Origin of the sequence: Rathayibacter sp. AY1E2 (assembly GCF_002932325.1) — a bacterium.
Classification (GTDB): Bacteria; Actinomycetota; Actinomycetes; order Actinomycetales; family Microbacteriaceae; genus Rathayibacter.
In genome coordinates, this window is record NZ_PSVO01000003.1 from 85,356 (window position 1) to 103,005 (window position 17,650).

A 17,650-nucleotide genomic window follows, 5' to 3' on the forward strand; every position below is an offset into this window, starting at 1 on the left:
GAGCCGAGATCCCAGGAGCCGGCGGGATCCAGGGCGGTGACCTTGTCCGTGGTCCCCAGGAGGATCCCGGGGGGCGCCTGGGCGCCGGTGGTGCCCGGCGAGCAGGCGGTGAGGGCGACCGGCGTCGTGCCGTCGCGGTTCCGGCTACTCGAGCAGCTTGCCCGCGGTGGCGACCTCGCCGCTGATCAGCGCCTGGATCTCCTCCGGCACCGCGGGGATCTCCTCGCGCGTGATCCCCGTGGAGGGCGACCAGACGAGGTTCACCTGGAGGGCCGGGTCGATGTCCGGGTAGTCGCTGCGGTTGTGGCAGCCGCGGCTCTCCCGGCGCTCGAGCGCTGCCTCGAGGGTGGCCCGCGCGGCCATCGCGGCCGACTTGAGGTCGAAGGCGTGGGCGAGGTCCTGGAAGCCGGCGATGTCCGGGTGCACGCCGATGTCGGCGATGCGCGCCTCGATCGCGTCCAGCTCGGCGAGCCCGGCGAGCAGGCCCTCCTCGTCGCGGACGACTCCGGCGTGCTCGGTCATCGTGTTGCGGATCGCGCGCTGCAGGGCGCGGACGTTCTCGGTGCCGTCGGCCGCGAGCAGGCCGGCGATCTCGTCGCGGGCGACCTGGACGGACGCGGCCGAGCGCGTCTGGGCGGTCAGTGAGGCGGAGTACTCCGCCGCCGCCTGCCCGACGATGCGGCCGAACACCAGCAGCTCGATCAGCGAGTTGCCGCCGAGGCGGTTGGCGCCGTGCAGTCCACTGGAGGCCTCTCCGATCGCGTAGAGCCCGGGGACGTCGGTGCTGTGGTCGTCCGAGCGCACCCAGACCCCGCCCATCGAGTAGTGCGCCGTGGGCGCGATCTCGATCGGGTCCTTCGTGATGTCGAGCATCTGCAGCTCGAGCATCGTCTGGTACACCCGCGGCAGCCGGGTCATGATCGTCTCGCGCGGCAGGTGCGAGACGTCGAGCCAGACCCCGCCGTTCGGCGTGCCGCGACCCTCCTTGATCTCGGTGTAGCAGGCGAGGGCGACGCGGTCGCGGGTCGAGAGCTCGAGGCGCTCGGCGTCGTACTTGCCCATGAAGCGCTCGCCGAGGCCGTTGCGGAGGATGCCGCCCTCGCCGCGCGCGGCCTCGGAGATCAGCGTGCCCGCCGCGTTCTCGGGCTCGATGATGCCCGACGGGTGGAACTGGACGAGCTCGGGGTCGCGCAGGCGGCCGCCGGCCTCGACGGCCAGGCGGAACGAGTCGCCCGTGTTCTCGTCGCGGCGGGAGGAGGTGCGGCGCCAGATGCGGTTGTGCCCGCCCGCGGCGAGGATCACCGCATCCGCGTGGATCAGGTAGCGGGTGCCGTCGACGAGGTCGAAGCCGTAGGCGCCGAACACGGCTCCGTCCTCGTTGACGAGGATGCGCGTGACGTACACGGTGTCCAGGATCGGGATCTCGAGCTGGGCGGCCCGGTTGACGAGCGTGCGCTGGATCTCGAGGCCGGTGTAGTCGCCCGCGAAGGCGGTCCGGCGGTAGGTGTGCGCGCCGAAGAAGCGCTGCGAGATGCGGCCGTCGTCCTCGCGGGCGAACGGCATGCCGTAGCGCTCGAGGTCCTGGATGCCGCGGGCGGCGTTGGAGGTGACGATCTCGACCGTGTGCGGGTTGGCGAGCTGGTAGGACTCGGTGATGGTGTCGGCCGCGTGCTGCTGCCAGCTGTCGTCGGGGTCCATCGTGGCGAGGGCGGCGTTGATGCCGCCGGCGGCGAGGGAGGTGTGCGCGTCCGACTTCGAGCGCTTGCCGAGCGCGAGGACGTCCACGCCCGCCTCGGCGAGCTCGATCGCGGCGCGCAGGCCCGATCCGCCGGTGCCGATGACGAGGACGGAGGTGGAGATCCGGCGCTCCGGTGCGGTGGTCTCTGAAGTGGTCATGCCTCCACGCTAGGCACGGCGCTTCGATTACTCCAATGCATAATGCTGGGCACGGCCATGCGCGTAGGGTATGCACGTGGATCTCGAGCAGCTCACCGGTTTCGTCGAGGTAGCCCGCCTCGGCAGCTTCACCCGCGCCGCCGAAGAGCTGCACCTCGCGCAGCCCTCGCTGAGCCGCCGGATCGCCGCGCTGGAGCAGGACCTCGGCTCCGAGCTCTTCCACCGGGCACGCTCCGGCAGCACCCTCACACCGGCCGGGGAGCTGCTGCTGCCGCTCGCCCGGCGCATGCTCGCCGACGCCGGATCGGTGCGCCGCGAGCTGGCCGAGCTGGCCGGACTCGAGCGCGGCCGGGTGCGGTTCGGCGCGACGCCGACGCTCTGCATCAGCCTCGTCGCGGAGGTGCTGCACGCGTTCCACTCCGCGCATCCCGCCGTGGAGCTGCACCTCGCCGAGGACGGGTCGCGGAGCCTCTTCGACCGGCTGGCCCGGGGCGAGCTCGACCTGGCGCTGGTGACGACCTCGACCGCGGCCGCTCCCGGCGCCTTCACGGTGACGCCGCTGCTCGTCGAGGAGCTCGTCGTGGTCTCCTCCGCCGCGGAGCCTCCCCTCGCCGCGACCGGCGCGCTCGACCTGGCGGCGGTCGCCCGCCTCCCGCAGATCGTCTTCAACTCCAGCTACGACCTGCGCCGCACGACCGACGCCGCGTTCGCCGCCGCGGGCCTGGAGCCGGACGTGGTGCTGGAGGGCGCCGAGATGGACGCGGTGCTGCGCTTCGCCGAGCGGGGCCTCGGCGTCGCGGTCGTCCCGGCGATGGTGCTGCAGGGGCGCCCGGGCCTGCGCTCGATCCGCCTCGAGGAGCCGACGCTCGAGAAGCCCACGCTGACCCGGACGATCAGCCTCGCGCGCCCGGCGGACCTCGCGCCGACCGCCGCGGCGCGGGTCATGCAGCGCACCATCGCGGCGACCGCCCGCGCCTTCGCCGCCCAGGCCGGCGGCACGATGCGCCTGGCCGACGCCCGCTGACCGAGCTGGGGTCTCGAGGCGCCGCTGCTCGACCAGCAGTACGGCGGACATGCTGATCGAGCGGCCCCGGAGGGCGCATCGAGATCCCCCCGCACGCGCAGGAGCGCCCCCGGCCCCCCAGGGCCGGGGGCGCTCCCCGGTGGTTCAGCCGTGCGCTACGAGCACGGGCGCGCCGCGTACGGAGCGCTCACCTCCGTCTCGACGGGGGCGCCGTTCATCGTGGCCGTGGCCTCGACGGTCACCGCACCGGCGGGCAGGTTCGCCTGACGGGTGGTGAAGGCGTGCGACACGGTCTTGCCGGGCGCCACCGAGGTGAACGACTTCGTGCCGGACGTCGACGTGAAGGTCACGCCGACGGGGACGTCGGAGCCGTTGCTCGCCTGGACGGTGACGATCGCCTTGCCCGCGATGCAGCGGGTCGCCGCGCTCGCCGTGATGTCGAGCGCCGGAGCCGCCTCGCCCTCGGTGAAGGCGAAGGTGTCGAGCTCGAACAGGTCGCCGGAGGGTCCGGAGTAGCTGAAGAACACGTCGTGCACTCCGGTCGCTCCGGTCAGCGCGGCGCTGACGTCGGTCCACTCACCGGTCGTCCCGTTCACCGCGACGGTGCCCGCGACGGGCCCGGTCTCGGAGTCGAGGCGGACGGTGACGGTGCCGCCGGCCTGCAGCGCCTTGGCCTTCGCGGTGAACGTCGCGGCTCCGGTGTCCCCGAAGTCGACGGCCGACAGCGCGGTCCAGTCGCCGTTGTCGAGGTCCTTCAGCACGAGGTTCTGGGTCGCGCCCGCGGCGGGGGTGCCGAGCGGCGCCGTCGCGATGCCCTTGCTCCAGCCGATGGTCTCGGCCGGGAAGGTGCGGTACGGATCGAAGTCCTTCACCTGGTCGACGCCCTTGTAGTCGCCGACCACCTGCTGCACCGTGCCGTCGGCGTTGAACTGCAGCTCCTGGATGTGCGGGCTGCGGTACCCCTGGGTGGTGTCGCCGTTGATCCGCTTGTTGAGCGTCGGCGCGTGGTAGGTGAAGTAGTACTTGCCGCCCAGCTCGAAGACCGACTGGTGGTTGTTGCCGCCGGTGCCGGCTCCGAAGAAGCGGCTCTGGTTCGGGAACATCACGCCGGCGTAGTTCTCCTTGGGCCAGGACATCGGGTCGTCCGAGATCATGTAGCCGATCTCGCCGCCGCCCGGGTAGCCGGGCTCGCGGGTCTGGTTGCCGCCGAAGTCGTTGCCGCCGAAGTGGGACGAGTACGAGAGGTAGTACTTGTCCTGGCGCTTGAACACCTGGGCCGCCTCGAACGCGACGGGCGCGTCCACGACGGCGGAAGTGCCCTGGGTCGAGATCATGTCGTCGCCGAGCTCGATCACGCGGATGTTCTTCGGGTTGTTGAAGCGCTCGGCCGCGGGGAGCGCGGTCGAGGCGGGTCCGCCTCCGAAGAACAGGTAGCCCTGGCCGTCGTCGTCGACGAGCGGTGCCGGGTCGAACTTCCACGCGACCGCCTCGGCGCCCGGGGTGGACGCGTTGATGAGCGTGGAGGTGCGCTGGCTGGTCCACGGGCCCACCGGCGAGTCGCCGGTGATCACGTTGCTGGAGCCGCCGCCGTTGGCGTAGTAGAGGAAGTACTTGTCGACGCCGTTCACGGTCTTCTTCGCCATGCCGGGAGCCCACGAGTTGCCGGTGTAGGGCGCGACTCCGGTGGAGCCGGCGACCTGGATCTCGCCGTGGTCGGTCCAGTTGACGAGGTCGTCCGAGGAGATCACGGTGATCTGGTTGATCTTGCCGTAGTCGATGCCCGCCGAGACGCCCGTGGCGGGGTTCGGAGCGTAGCCCTGGGTGTCGTTCGTCATGTACATGTACACGCGGCCGTTCTCGACGAAGCCGAAGCCGTCGGCGCCGAACTTCCAGCCCATGAGCGGGTTGTGGTCGCCCGGGATCTTGCCCACGACCTCGATGGTGCGCGAGGCGGGCGCGGGCGGCGCCGCTCCGACCAGCGAGACGTCGTCGAGCTTGTAGTCCATGAGGTGCGTCTCGGGCGCGGCCGACGGAGTCGCGGTCCACGGCGTCTCGAAGAAGAGGCGCGCGGTGGCGACGCTCTGCCCGGCGGGGATGGTGAACGATCCGTTGATCGTCGCCCACTGCCCCTTCGTGGCGGTGACGCTCGCGAGGTTCGTGTAGGTGCCTCCGCCGTAGTGCATGGTGGCGAAGAACTGCTTGGTCGCGGGGCTCGCGGCGTTCTCGTACTTGATCTGCGCCTTGACCTGGTAGGTCTGACCGGCGACGACCTTGCCGCTGAGGTCCTGCATGGCGCCCGCGCCGGTGGTCGTGCGGCCGGTGACGAGCGCTGCGGCGGTGCCGGTGCGCGCGTCCGTGGTCGTCGCGATGGTGCCGGCGTCGGCGGCGTTGCCGTTGTTGACGAACCAGCTGCTGATGCCGCTCTCGAAGCCGCCGTTGACGATGAGCTCCGCCTCAGCGGCGGACGAGGTCTGGGCGGCGAAGGGGGCCACCAGGAGCGCGGTCAGCGCGGCCGTGGCCAGCAGCCTCAGCCGCAACCGCCCCTTCGGAGCGGCTTCTCGTTGTGGTGATCTCACGGATCCTCCTTGATCGTGTCGTGCAGGAGATCGTCGGCGACGGGTGCCGCTGACGCGTTCGGGGGCGGGGGCGGCCGCGCGGGCCGCCCCCGGGGTGCTCAGCCGCAGGACGCGGCCGGGTGGGGCGCTCTCACCGTGGTCGTCACCGGCTCGCCGTCGAGGGTGGCGGTCGCGGTCACGACCACCTCGGCGGCGGGGACCGAGGCCGCCCGCGTGGTGAAGGCGTGGCTCGTCGTGGCGCCGGGTGCGAGCGCGGCGACCGTCTTCGTGCCGGAGGCGCTCTCCATCCGGAGGGCGACGGGCACGTCGTCGGCGTTGGTCGCCCGCACGGTCACGACGACCTTCCCGGCGATGCAGCGGGTCGCGGCGGCGGCGGTCACGTCGAGCGACGCCTCCTTCAGCGTCCCGAGGCGGGCCAGCTGGTAGCTGAGCGCGCGCTCCGGGGCGTCGATCTGGTTCTGCGTTCCCGCGGTGCCGACCGCCTGCGCCTTCGCGAGGACCGACTGGAGGTCGGACCAGGCGTCGGCCGGGTAGTCGTCGGAGCGGAGCGTCGCCGCGTGAGCGACGGCCGCGTCGAGCTGCGAGCGGTCGAGCGCCTTCCCCTCCGAGGAGAGGGTGTCGCTCAGGAGGAACTCGTCGACGTCGACGTGGCCGCCGGCGGTCTTCGTCGCGTAGCTGAACAGCCCGAGGCGGTGGCCCATGAAGTGCGTGAGCTGACCGTCGAGGGTCTGCGGGCCGACGCGGCTGCCGAGCTTCGTCCAGCTCGTCCCGTCGAGGCTGTACGAGAAGGTCGTCCAGAGCTGTCCGGCCGGGGCCGAGAGCTCGAGGTCGGCCTTCAGGCGCACCTGCGAGGCGTCGCCGAGGGCGGCGGTGGTGCCGGGGAGGAAGGACTCCACGGCCGCCTGGTCGAACGTGGTCGCGAACGGCTGGCTGCGGTTCACGACGCCGACGGTGGTGACGCCGTCCACGCGCTTGACCGCGACGTAGGAGAAGCCGCGGTTGTAGGCCGCGAGGCCGGCGACGTCGCCGTCCTTCATCCCGGAGACGTCGAACGCCGCCTCCGCCGACTGCTTCGGAGCCACGATGCGCTGGGAGAGCGTGTTGCGCGCCTCCTCCAGGTACGTCATCTCGGGCGAGCCCGAGAGGCGCGTGTGCGCGGCCGTTCCGCTGAGCACCTTCCCGTTGGTGAGGCGGAGCCAGCCCTCGCGCTCGGTCAGCGACCAGTAGCGGTTGTCGGGGGCGTGGTTCCACTGCCAGGGGAGGGCGAGGGTCGAGCCGTTCGGCTGGATCTCGGCGGCCGTCGGGCGCTCGAGGGTGGGGGCGGCGCCGACGAGCGAGACGTCGTCGAGCAGGTACTCGGTGCTCGAGGACGCCGGCTGCGGGTTGCCCCACGGCGTCTCGACGGCGAACTTCACGCTGCCGACGTTCGCGGTCTCGGGCACCGTGTAGGTCCCCGTGATCGTCGTCCACTGCCCCTGCGTGACGGCGGCGGACGCCATCGTCACGGGTCCCGCGCCGAAGTCGGCGCAGAGGTTGAAGCGGACCGACGCGGGGCCGGTCGTGTACTTCACCTTCGCGGACACGGTGTAGGTCACGCCGCGCTGCAGCTTGTTCGCCAGCACCTGGCTCGGGCCGGAGCCGTTGAGCGTGCGGGTGCCCACGCGGAGCGCGGCGGTGCCGGACGCCGGGTCGGTCGTGTCGGCCGACAGCGTCGCGCCGAACTGGCCGGCCCACGGCGCCGTCCCCGACTCCGCTCCCGGGTTCTGGAGCAGCTGCACGCCGAGCAGCGACGCGTCGTAGGCGGGCGCGGGCGGGATCGTCCACGACTCGTCCTGGTAGGCCTTCGCCGGGGCGTCGTTGTCGAAGTCGTCCGAGACGACGATGCTCTTCTGCCGCTCGAACAGCTCCTCCTCGGGGCTGAGGCGGATCGGCTTCGGGAAGCTCCCGCCCACCGGCACCGAGCCGTTCGTCCCGAACGTCGGCCAGCCGTCCTTCCACGTCGCCGGGATGAGCCCGGGGATGCGGCCGGTCGGGAAGCTGTCGCGGAAGAACATGCCGTGCCAGGCGGTCGAGCCGTCCTCCTTCGCGATCGGCACGAGGCTCCCCTGGGCGAACCCGCTGGAGTTCAGCACGCCCTTGCCCTCGTAGGGGTTGCTGCCGTCGGCGGTCGCGTAGCGGCCCAGCAGCTCGGACGAGCGGAACAGCGCCACCTGGCGGCCCTGGCCCGAGGGCCAGGTGATGATGACGATGTAGTACTGCCCGTCGATGTACTGCACCTGCGCGCCCTCGAAGAGGCCGCCGAGGTAGCCGGCTCCCGGGTAGTCGGAGGTGCGGAGGATGTTCGGGTACTCGGCGACGACGGTCGTCAGGTCCTCGCTCAGCTTCACGGCGCTGGTGGATCCGGAGCCGTAGAAGATGTACGGCGTGCCGCCGTCCGCGTCGTCGAAGAAGAGCGACGGGTCGTGGAAGGCGCGGCCGAGGGCCGTGCGGGTCCAGGCGCCGTCCTCGATGTCGTCGGTCGAGTAGAGGTAGGAGCCGCCGAGGTTGTTGGTGTTGAAGACCGCGTAGTAGCGGCCGTCGTGGTACCGCAGCGACGAGGCCCACTGGCCGTTGCCGTAGGAGTTCTGCCCGTTCCGGAGCGAGAAGCGGTCGCCGATCTCGAGCCGGTCGAAGACGTAGTTGACGATCTCCCAGTTGACGAGGTCGTAGGACTTCATGATCGGGGCGCCCGGGCTGAGGTGCATCGTGGTGCTGATCATGTAGTAGATGTCGCGGCCCTCGTCGTTCTCGGACGCGGGCACGCGCTCGACGCTGACGTCGGGCACGTCGGCGTTCAGCAGCGGCACGGAGTAGGTGCCGTCGCCGCGGTCCGTCGACGTGTAGGAGGCCTTCGGCGACCAGGCGCCGGCCGCGGTCGCCGGAGCCGCGCCGGAGGCGAGCAGGCCCGCCGCGAGGAGGGCGCCGATCGCCGTGGAGGCGACTGCGCGCATCGGGGTCATTCGAACAGCGACAGCGTCAGGACGGAGGAGTAGTCGCCGGGGGCGACGTCGGCCTCGGTCTTCAGGGTGAGGCCCGCGGACACGGTCCAGGACCCGTCCGTCGCGGTCTCCTGCGAGTCGAGCGACAGCGCGAGCAGCTCCTGGTCGAACAGGCCCACGGCGTCGGCGCCCTCGTCGAGGATCGTGTCGACCGGGTCGCCCTCGGACACGAGGCCCGACTCGCCGCCGTCCACGAGGACCGGCGTCCAGCCGAGGTGGTCGGAGGAGATGTCCTCCTGGTCCGCGTCGCCGGTGAAGGCGCCCGCCGAGCCGAGGACGTACCAGCCGGCTCCGGCCGGGATCTCGTCGACGGTCCGGGTGTCCGTCACGGTCACGTCGGGCAGCTGCCCCGTGAAGGCGCGCACGGTCGGGGTGGAGCCCTCCTCGGCGAGCGTGGCGGAGGTGCCGTCGATCGACATCGAGAGGGCGCCGGGCTGCTCCAGCTCCTCGATGCTGACGTTCACGTCGACGTCGTCGGAGCCGTACTCCGTGTCGGCGGCCGCGGCCGCGGCGGCGACGCCGGACAGGAGCAGGCAGCCGGCGAGAGCGGCGCCCGAGCGGACGAGCCAGAGGGGTCGGGGGGTGCGTCGCGTGGACATGGTGTTCCTCACTCGATCGGCATCGTCGCCGATCAGGTCGAGCGCCGGACGGCGCGGAGTGGTGGCGCGGCCCGAGGCCGCGAGAGGACGGAGCGCGGCGCAGCCCGAGGGGCGTTCGGCCGCGCCTGGAGCGCAGGACGCGCGGAGAGCGGCGGACGGCTCGTGCGCGGCGGCTTCCACAGCGTGGCCACGCGAGCTCCAGCTCTCGACCCCCTCAGCACTGAGGGGAGAAAGGCTGCCCGACACTCGTCTCTCTCGACTGCTGAGCTTTCCCTCAGCTAGTCTTGCGGGCAATGTTACCGGGAACATTCCCGATTGCAAGGACGTGTTCTCAACCGTCCGGAGCAGCGCAGCGAGGCGATCACCGCGTTCCGCCGCGGCCGGGCGGGGACGGCGGGAGGGGACGAGGATGTCCGCAGGGGCGGCGACGGCGGAGGCCGAGCAGGAGGTCGTGACGACGGAGTGCGCGGAGCGCTCAGGCGTCATCGGCGTGCTCCTGGGCGATTTCGAGCCGTTCGGCACGGAGGTGCTGCAGGGAGTGGCGACGGCGCTCCGGGGGACCCGGTTCGACCTCCTCGCCGGCAGCGGGGCGAGCCGCCGGGGCCGGGCGGGCTGGGAGCAGGAGTCCCTGCGGCGCCTCACCGAGGCGCACGTAGCGGGGGCGATCCTGGTGACTCCCTCCGGCGTGATCCCCTCGTCGGATCTGCCGCTCGTCGTCGTGGATCCGCTGACCGCGCAGACCGAGCTGCACTCGGTGGCGACCGACGACTTCGGCGGAGCGCAGCTGGCGACGAGCCACCTGATCGGGCTCGGCCACCGCCGCATCGGCTTCGTCGCGGGCCGCCCCGACCTGGAGTCGTCGCACCGGCGCGGCGCCGGCTACCAGCGGGCGCTCGCGGACGCCGGCCTCCCCTACGACCCCGCGCTCGTACGGGTCGGCTACTACCGGCACGACCCCTCCCTCGTCGCCGCCCACGAGCTGCTGCTGCTGCCCGACCGGCCGACGGCGGTCCTCGCCGCGAACGACGCCTCCGCCATCGCCGTGATCGAGGCGGCCCGGGCGCTGGGCCTCTCGGTGCCGGGGCAGCTGTCGGTCGTGGGCTACGACGACGTGCCCGACGCCTCCCGGGTGGTCCCCGCGCTCACGACGGTGAGGCAGCCGCTGCACCGCGTGGGGCGCGCGGCCGCCCGGGCGCTCCTGACGCTGATCGACGGCGGGAGCGTGGCCGAGCCGCACGTGCGGCTGCGCAACAAGCTCGTGCTCCGCGGGTCGACGGCGCCTCCCGCCGAGGGCCCGCCGTCCGGCTGACTCCTCCCCCTCCCCCAGCCGGCGGGAATACGCTCGGCGCATGAACCAGCAGCGCACTCCGGTCACGGTCACGGTCACGGGAGCGGGGGGCGCCATCGGCTACGCGCTCCTGTTCCGCATCGCCTCGGGTCAGCTCCTCGGGCCGGACGTCCCCGTCCGCCTGAACCTGCTCGAGATCCCCTCCGGCCTCCGCGCGGCCGCGGGCACGGCGCTCGAGCTGCAGGACGGCGCCTTCCCCCTCCTCCGCGGGATCGAGGCGACGGACGACCCGGCCGCCGCGTTCGACGGCGCGAGCGTCGCCCTCCTCGTGGGCGCCCGGCCGCGCAGCGCGGGCATGGAGCGCGCCGACCTGCTCGCCGCGAACGCGGGCATCTTCGGACCTCAGGGTGCCGCGCTGAACGCGCACGCCGCCTCCGACATCCGCGTGCTGGTCGTCGGCAACCCGGCCAACACCAACGCCTGGATCGCGCGGCGCAGCGCCCCGGACATCCCCACCGGCCGCTTCACCGCGATGACGCGACTCGACCACAACCGGGCGGTCGCGCAGCTCGCCGCGAAGCTCGACGCCCCCGTCGACGCGATCGAGGGCGTCGCGATCTGGGGCAACCACTCCGCCTCGCAGTACCCCGACGCGACGCACTCCACCGTCGGCGGACGGCCGGTGCCCGAGCTGGTCGACGCGGAGTGGCTGCACACGGAGTTCGAGCCGCGGGTCGCCAAGCGCGGCGCCGAGATCATCGAGGTCCGCGGAGCCTCCTCGGCCGCGTCCGCCGCCTCCGCCGCGATCGACCACGTGCGCGACTGGGTCGACGGCACGTCGTGGACCTCGGCCGCCGTCGAGTCGGACGGCTCCTACGGGGTGGAGGAGGGGCTGATCTCCTCGTTCCCGGTCCGCTCCGTCGACGGCGAGTGGCGGATCGTCGAGGGACTCGAGATCGACGCGCACTCCCGCGCGCGGATCGACGAGTCCGTGCTCGAGCTGCGCGCCGAGCGCGACCAGGCGCTGGCGTTCCTCGCGTCCTGACGCGCCCCTCCCCGTCCTGTCGCCACGGGATGCCACTCCGGTGCGCCTCGCGCGACGTGTCGCGTACCGGAGCGGCATCTCGAGGAGGGGCTCAGCGGCGCTTCTCCGGAGTGGGGAGGGTGCCGGAGGCGCGGGCGGCCTCGTACCAGGCGTGCGCCTCCTCCTGGCGCTCCGCCTCGGCGCCGGTCGCGATCGCCGCGCGCACGTGCTCGGGCCCGTAGCCGAACGACGCGACCAGGTCGGCGGCGTGCGGGCGGATGCGGGCGAGCAGGCGGTCGATGTAGGACGTCACCGCGACCGCTCGCTGCGACGACAGGCGCCCGTGGATGAGGTACCAGTCGAGGTGCTTCTCGATCAGGCCCAGGCCGAAGAGATCGCGGAGCCAGGTGAGGACGGTGCGCGTGCCCGCGTCCTCGACGCCGGCGAGCGCCTCCGTGAACGCCTCCCACTGCAGCAGCTCGGCGTGGGCGCGCGCCGCCTCGATGAGCTCGCTCTGGTGCGCGTTGAACAGGCGGGCCGCCTCGTCGGAGGGCAGCTTCGACGCCGGGCGCAGCCGTGAGGCGATCCCCGCGACCATGCTCTCGACGCGGCCGGTGAGCAGCTCGCGCTGGTCCTCCCGCAGCTGGCCGACCGAGCGGGCCGTCGATCCGCGATCGGCGACGACCTGGGCCAGACGGCGCAGACCCGAGTTGTCGACGGTCGCCCCCGCTACCTGCGAGGCGGCGTACCGCGCCAGCTCCGCGGGCTGGGCGCCCTTGAAGCGGCGTCCGACGTCGGTCAGCAGGCGCTTGGCGACCAGCTGGAGGAGCACGGTGTTGTCGCCCTCGAAGGTCGCGTACACGTCGAGGTCGGCGCGCAGCTGCGTGAGCCGGTTCTCCGCGAGGAAGCCCGCGCCTCCGCAGGCCTCGCGCGCCTCCTGCAGCGTGTCGAGAGCGTGCCAGGTCGAGAGCGCCTTCAGCCCCGCGGCGAGGGTCTCGAGGTCCTGCCGCGACTGCTCGGTGTCGTTCGCGCCGGAGAAGACCTCGTCGAACGCCGTCAGCAGCTTCTCGTGCGCGAAGGCGGCGGCGTAGGTGGTGGCCAGGCGCGGCAGGAGGCGGCGCTGGTGCCGCTGGTAGTCGAGCAGCACCTCCTCCCGCTCGCCGCCGCCGGTGAACTGGCGGCGCTGGTCGCCGTAGGTGACGGCGACCGTCAGCGCGATCTTCGCCGCGGCGACCGAGGCTCCGTCGAGCGAGACGCGGCCCTGCACGAGCGTGCCGAGCATGGTGAAGAATCGGCGGCCCGGGCTCGCGATCGGCGAGGAGTAGGTGCCGTCGGCGGCGACGTCGCCGTAGCGGTTCAGCAGGTTCTCGCGCGGGACGCGAACGCCGTCGAAGTGGAGGCGGCCGTTGTCGATCCCGTTCAGACCGCCCTTGAGGCCGTCGTCCTCCCCGCCGACGCCGGGCAGGAACGCGCCCTGCTCGTCGCGGATCGGGACGAAGAAGGCGTGGACGCCGTGGTTCACCCCGCGGGTGACCAGCTGCGCGAAGACGACCGCCGCGCGCCCGTCCACCGCCGCGTTGCCGAGGTAGTCCTTCCAGGCCGCGCGGAACGGCGTCCGCAGCACGAACTCGCCGTCCTCGTAGGTGGCGGTCGTGGCGATCGACGCGACGTCGGATCCGTGCCCGGTCTCGGTCATCGCGAAAGCGCCCGGGATCTCGAGGCTCATGATCCCCGGCAGCCACTTCTCGTGGTGCGGGCGGGTGCCCAGGTGCAGGACCGCGGCGCCGAAGAGCCCCCACTGCACGCCGGACTTGATCTGCAGCGAGGGGTCGGCGGTGACCAGCTCCTCGAAGCCGGCGATGTTGCCGCCGTGATCGGCCTCGCCGCCGAGGTCGACCGGGAAGGCGCGGTGCACGCCGCCCTCGGCCGCGAGCACGCGCATCTGCTCCGAGACGCGGAGGCGGTGCTCCTTCATCGGGAGGCCGTCGGTGCGGTGCAGCTCGGGGCGGGCGGTCAGAGCGCGGCTGGCGAGGCGCTGCTCGCGCCAGGCGCCGAGCAGGGTCTCGCCGAGGGCGGCGACGTCGACGGCGGGGGCGCCGTCCTCGTCCAGGCGCGCGTCGACCTCGGAGCCGAGGGAGTCCACCGGCGGCGTGGGCGCGATGGAGCCTGAGCGGGAGCGCCGGGCCCGCGTGCGTCCGGTGGCCGCCCGGTCGGCGGCGTCGGCGGCGGAGCGGGGGTGGGGAGCGGTGCTGACCATGGTGTTCGTGTCCCTTCGACCGTCTGCGGTTCGGGCCGCTCCCGGTGCGTCGTGCGCCGACGGGCGCGGCAGCGGAGGCGGTCCTCGCACGGTAGGTCGCGCGGCGGCGCGGCGGAAACGTTCCGTCGCCCGGGCACAAACGGCGCCGGGCGGAGGCGGAAGCGCGTTGTCGGAACCGACCAGGCGGAGACGGGGCGCCTCGTCTGTGCGCTGGACGGGCTGTCCCTGCCGACGGGAGCGGAGGAGGGGGAGGCCCGTCCGTGTGCTGAACGTGCTGTCCCTGCGGACCCCAGCGGAGGAGGGGCGCCTCATCGGAGGACGCGTCGCTAGTCTCTCGGCATGAGCGAGCCGCCGCTGCCTCCCCCTCCGCCCGCCCGACAGCCGGCGGCCGGGCCGCCCGTGGTCGGCTCGCCCGCGTCTCTCGGGACTCCGGGTGCGCCGCCCTCGGACGTCGCGGCAGCGCCTCCCGGGCCTCCGGCCGCGCCGGGATCCGGGGTGCCGCATCGCCGTCCGGTCCGCGTCTGGGATCTGGTGCTGACGATCGTGCTGATCCTCGTGGCCTCCGCGGTGACGCTGCTGCTGTCGTTCTTCGGGCTGTTCTTCGCGATGGCCAGCGACTCGTGCGGCGGATCGAACGCCTGCGACATCGGCCTGATCGAGGGCGGGATGGTCCTCGCCGCGGGAGGAGTGTGGGTGCCGTTCCTCGCGGCGCTGGTCGTCTCGATCGTGCTGCTGGTGCGGCGGCGCATCGCGTTCTGGGTGCCGGTGGCGGGTCTCGCGGCGTCGTTCTGCTGCACGCTGCTCGGCGGGTGGATGGCGTCGACGGGCGCGGGCGGCTGAGGGCGCTCGCCGGCGCCTCGGACCGAGGACGCTCGCGTCGCTGACGAGATGGGCACGATCGCCGACGCGGAGCCCGGAACACGATCTCCCGCGCCGGCGCCCGCCTCCGTCGCGGGCGGTGAACCGCGCGCCTCAGCGACGGATCAGTAGCTGTCCCAGCCGGGCTCCCAGTCGGGCTCGTCCGGCGGCACCCAGTCGTCCTCCGGCGGCTGAGCGGCGGACACCGGCGGACCGGACGACTCACGGCCGAACGAGGGCTTCGCCCCTTGCGAGCGGGACGACCCGCCACGGGCGGCCGGCGCGCGGCGGGGAGCGGGAGCCTCCTCACCGGCTTCCGGGACGGCGATCTCGGGGCTCTCCCCCGCGACGACGGCGAGCACGGCCTCGCCGTAGGTGAGCAGCTTCTTCTGGCCGACGCCGCCGATGATGCTGAGCGCGTCGATCGTCGCCGGCTCGGCGGTCGCGATCTCGCGGAGGGTCGCGTCGTTGAAGACGATGTAGGCCGGGACCGCCTGCGCGCGGGCCTGCGCGGCGCGCCACTCCCGGAGCCGCTCGAACAGCGGCTGAGCCTCGCCCGACAGCTCGGCGACGGTGGACCGCCCGGAGCGGGAGGATCCGCTGGAGCGGGCCGGCTTCTCCGGCTCCTGCCGCAGCTCGACCTTCCGCTCGCCGCTGAGGACGGAGCCGGACGCGGGCGTGAGCACGAGCGTGCCGAAGCCGTCGTCGTTCACGCCGAGAAGGCCCTGCGCGAGGAGCTGGCGGGCGACTCCGCGCCACTGGGTGTCGCTGAGCTCGGCGCCGATGCCCCAGGTGGCGAGGCCGTCGTGCTGGTGCTGGGTGGTGCGCGGCGTGGTCTTGCCGCGGAGGACGTCGATGATGTGACCGGCGCCGAACTGCTGGTTGCGCTCGCGCTTGAGGCGGACGACCGTCGACAGGAACTTCTGCGCCGCGACGGTGCCGTCCCAGGAGGCGGGCGGCTCGAGGCAGGTGTCGCAGTTGCCGCAGGCGGTGCTCTCCTGGCCGAAGTAGGCGAGCAGGTTCACCCGGCGGCACTGGACCGTCTCGGAGAGCGCGAGCATCGCGTCCAGGTGCGCGGACATCCGCCGACGGTGCGCCAGGTCTCCCGGCGACTCGTCGATCATCCGGCGCTGCTGCACCACGTCCTGCAGGCCGTAGGCGAGCCAGGCGGTGGACGGCAGTCCGTCGCGGCCGGCGCGACCCGTCTCCTGGTAGTAGCCCTCGACCGACTTGGGCAGGTCGATGTGCGCGACGAACCGCACGTCCGGCTTGTCGATCCCCATGCCGAAGGCGATGGTCGCGCAGACGATGACGCCCTCCTCGCGGAGGAACCGCGACTGGGCGGCGGCGCGCACCCGCGAGTCGAGGCCCGCGTGGTACGCGACGGCGTCGAAGCCCGCTGAGCGCAGCGCCTCGGCCGTCGCCTCGACGCTCTTGCGGGAGAGGGCGTAGACGATGCCCGCGTCGTGCGCGTGCTCGCGCCGCAGGAAGTCGATCAGCTGCTTGCGCGGCTCGACCTTGTTGACGATCCGGTACTGGATGTTCGGGCGGTCGAAGCTCGAGACGAAGTGGCGGGCGGCGCCGAGGTGCAGGCGCGAGGTGATCTCGCGGTGGGTCGCCTCGGTGGCGGTCGCGGTGAGGGCGATGCGCGGGACGTCGGGCCAGCGCTCGGCGAGCTCGCCCAGTGCGAGGTAGTCGGGGCGGAAGTCGTGGCCCCACTGGCTGACGCAGTGGGCCTCGTCGATCGCGAAGAGGGCGATCCGGCCGCGGGCGAGGAACTGCTTCATGCCCTCGTTGCCCAGGCGCTCCGGGGCGACGTAGAGCAGGTCGAGCTCGCCGTCGAGGTAGGCGCGCTCGACGCGGCTGCGCTCGCCCGCGTCCTGGGTGGAGTTGAGGAACTCGGCTCGGACGCCGTTCGCGCGGAGGGCGTCGACCTGGTCCTGCATCAGCGCGATGAGCGGGGACACGACCACGCCGGTGCCGGGGCGCACGATGGCGGGGATCTGGTAGCAGAGCGACTTGCCGCCGCCGGTGGGCATGAGGACGACGGCGTCACCGCCTCCGATGACCTGCTCGACGATGGCCTGCTGCTCGCCGCGGAAGGAGCCGTAGCCGAAGACCTTCTCGAGGATCGCCTGCGCCTCGGAGGATCCGGATCCCGGGGCGCCGCTCGCCGCGTCGCTCCGGACGCCGCCGCGGGACTCCGCCGAGGGGTCGGCGAGCGGCGGGGCGGGGAGGGCTGTCGCGGTGGGCTCTGTCACCCGGGGAACTCTACCCGCCGCCTCCGACGCCGCCCCGGGGGTCCGGGGAACTGTGGAGAAGGGCTGCAGCGAGGGACCTGGGGAGGCGGCTGCAAGGAGCGTCGGGGGGGCTTCTGCGGCGCCCGGATCAGAGGTCGGTGAGGGTGCGGGTTTCGCCGTCCCAGAAGCGGACGCCCGCGAGGCCGACGGTGAACGGCTCGCCGAGGAGGGGGACGGCGTCGCCGAGCTGCTCGGCGCGGAGGCGGCGAGAGACGCTGATGTGCGGCGTCCAGGCGTCCGGGAGCGAGGTGTCGACGCCGCCCGGCACGAGGCGCGTGGCCCGATCGTGCAGAGCGTCGAGGGCGGGCGAGCGGACCACTCCCCAGGCGAGGACGAAGCGCCCGGCGTGCGGGAAGAGGAGGACGGCACCGAGGTCGGCCGTCGCCGGAAGCGGACCGAGCGCGCCCGGCTCCGGGGCGGTCAGCTCGGGCCCGGCGATAAGGGTGAGGTGCGGGCGGTTGCTGGCGGACGTGTGCAGTGCGAGGCTCGGGATGCCGGCCGCCTCGAGCGCCTCCCACTGGGTGCGGACGCGAGCCTCCGACTCCGGATCGAGGAGGACTTCGAGGCTGCGCATGTCCACATTCTGCCGTGGCTCCCGTGTGCGGGCCTTCGCGGGCGCGCGGCCACTCGCGGGTGCGCGCGGTCCTCGCCGGCTCCCGCGAGTGTGCAGGAGTCGTCGCACTCGCAAGCACGCAGGAGTTGTCGCACTCGCCCTCGACTGCGACGACTCTTGGAGACTCGACACTCGTCCACTCGAGCGACCCTCGAGTGCGCAGAAGTCATCGTGCTC

Annotated in this window: 11 protein-coding genes; 4 read left to right on the plus strand and 7 right to left on the minus strand. The window is 73.0% G+C overall.

Annotation, left to right across the window (positions count from 1 at the left end; genetic code table 11):
* Positions 1-144: 144 nt before the first annotated feature.
* On the minus strand, positions 145-1,896 hold the full coding sequence (locus tag C5C49_RS03930; RefSeq protein WP_104224384.1) for an L-aspartate oxidase: 1,752 nt from the start codon (positions 1,894-1,896) through the stop codon (positions 145-147).
* A 70-nt stretch (positions 1,897-1,966) separates the two neighbouring features.
* On the opposite strand from C5C49_RS03930, the gene C5C49_RS03935 reads away from it, so the two are divergent.
* Entirely contained in the window at positions 1,967-2,920 is a 954-nt protein-coding gene (locus C5C49_RS03935) for a LysR family transcriptional regulator (RefSeq protein WP_104295989.1), read from the plus strand.
* 155 nt (positions 2,921-3,075) lie between these two features.
* Here C5C49_RS03935 and C5C49_RS03940 read toward each other — a convergent pair whose 3' ends face one another.
* The 3 genes from C5C49_RS03940 to C5C49_RS03950 form a co-directional block, all read right to left on the minus strand.
* The gene (locus C5C49_RS03940; RefSeq protein WP_219812654.1) at positions 3,076-5,496 is read right to left on the minus strand and encodes a family 43 glycosylhydrolase; all 2,421 of its coding nucleotides are present in this window, start codon (positions 5,494-5,496) and stop codon (positions 3,076-3,078) included.
* 98 nt (positions 5,497-5,594) lie between these two features.
* Positions 5,595-8,486, minus strand: a complete 2,892-nt coding sequence (locus tag C5C49_RS03945; RefSeq protein WP_258068369.1) for a family 43 glycosylhydrolase — start codon at positions 8,484-8,486, stop codon at positions 5,595-5,597.
* A gap of 5 nt (positions 8,487-8,491) precedes the next feature.
* Complete coding sequence (locus C5C49_RS03950) at positions 8,492-9,133, minus strand: hypothetical protein (protein WP_104345557.1); 642 nt, start codon at positions 9,131-9,133, stop codon at positions 8,492-8,494.
* 409 nt (positions 9,134-9,542) lie between these two features.
* On the opposite strand from C5C49_RS03950, the gene C5C49_RS03955 reads away from it, so the two are divergent.
* Positions 9,543-10,442: a substrate-binding domain-containing protein gene (locus tag C5C49_RS03955; RefSeq protein ID WP_104345468.1), complete on the plus strand. Its 900-nt coding sequence runs from the start codon at positions 9,543-9,545 to the stop codon at positions 10,440-10,442.
* Between the two features lie 40 nt (positions 10,443-10,482).
* A complete protein-coding gene (locus tag C5C49_RS03960; RefSeq protein ID WP_104345469.1) occupies positions 10,483-11,466 on the plus strand; it encodes a malate dehydrogenase in 984 nt (327 codons plus the stop codon).
* A 91-nt stretch (positions 11,467-11,557) separates the two neighbouring features.
* On the opposite strand, the gene C5C49_RS03965 is transcribed toward C5C49_RS03960, so the two are convergent.
* Positions 11,558-13,702 (minus strand): acyl-CoA dehydrogenase, encoded by a 2,145-nt coding sequence (locus C5C49_RS03965; RefSeq protein ID WP_104224378.1) that lies wholly within the window; start codon positions 13,700-13,702, stop codon positions 11,558-11,560.
* A gap of 339 nt (positions 13,703-14,041) precedes the next feature.
* Here C5C49_RS03965 and C5C49_RS03970 point away from each other — a divergent pair, with 339 nt between their 5' ends.
* The gene (locus tag C5C49_RS03970; RefSeq protein WP_219814568.1) at positions 14,042-14,542 is read left to right on the plus strand and encodes a DUF6264 family protein; all 501 of its coding nucleotides are present in this window, start codon (positions 14,042-14,044) and stop codon (positions 14,540-14,542) included.
* Between the two features lie 143 nt (positions 14,543-14,685).
* On the opposite strand, the gene recQ is transcribed toward C5C49_RS03970, so the two are convergent.
* Positions 14,686-16,890, minus strand: a complete 2,205-nt coding sequence (gene recQ / locus C5C49_RS03975; protein ID WP_104345558.1) for a DNA helicase RecQ — start codon at positions 16,888-16,890, stop codon at positions 14,686-14,688.
* Positions 16,891-16,948: 58 nt separating this feature from the next.
* Positions 16,949-17,434: a 2'-5' RNA ligase family protein gene (locus C5C49_RS16855; RefSeq protein WP_181135700.1), complete on the minus strand. Its 486-nt coding sequence runs from the start codon at positions 17,432-17,434 to the stop codon at positions 16,949-16,951.
* Between the last annotated feature and the right edge of the window lie 216 nt (positions 17,435-17,650).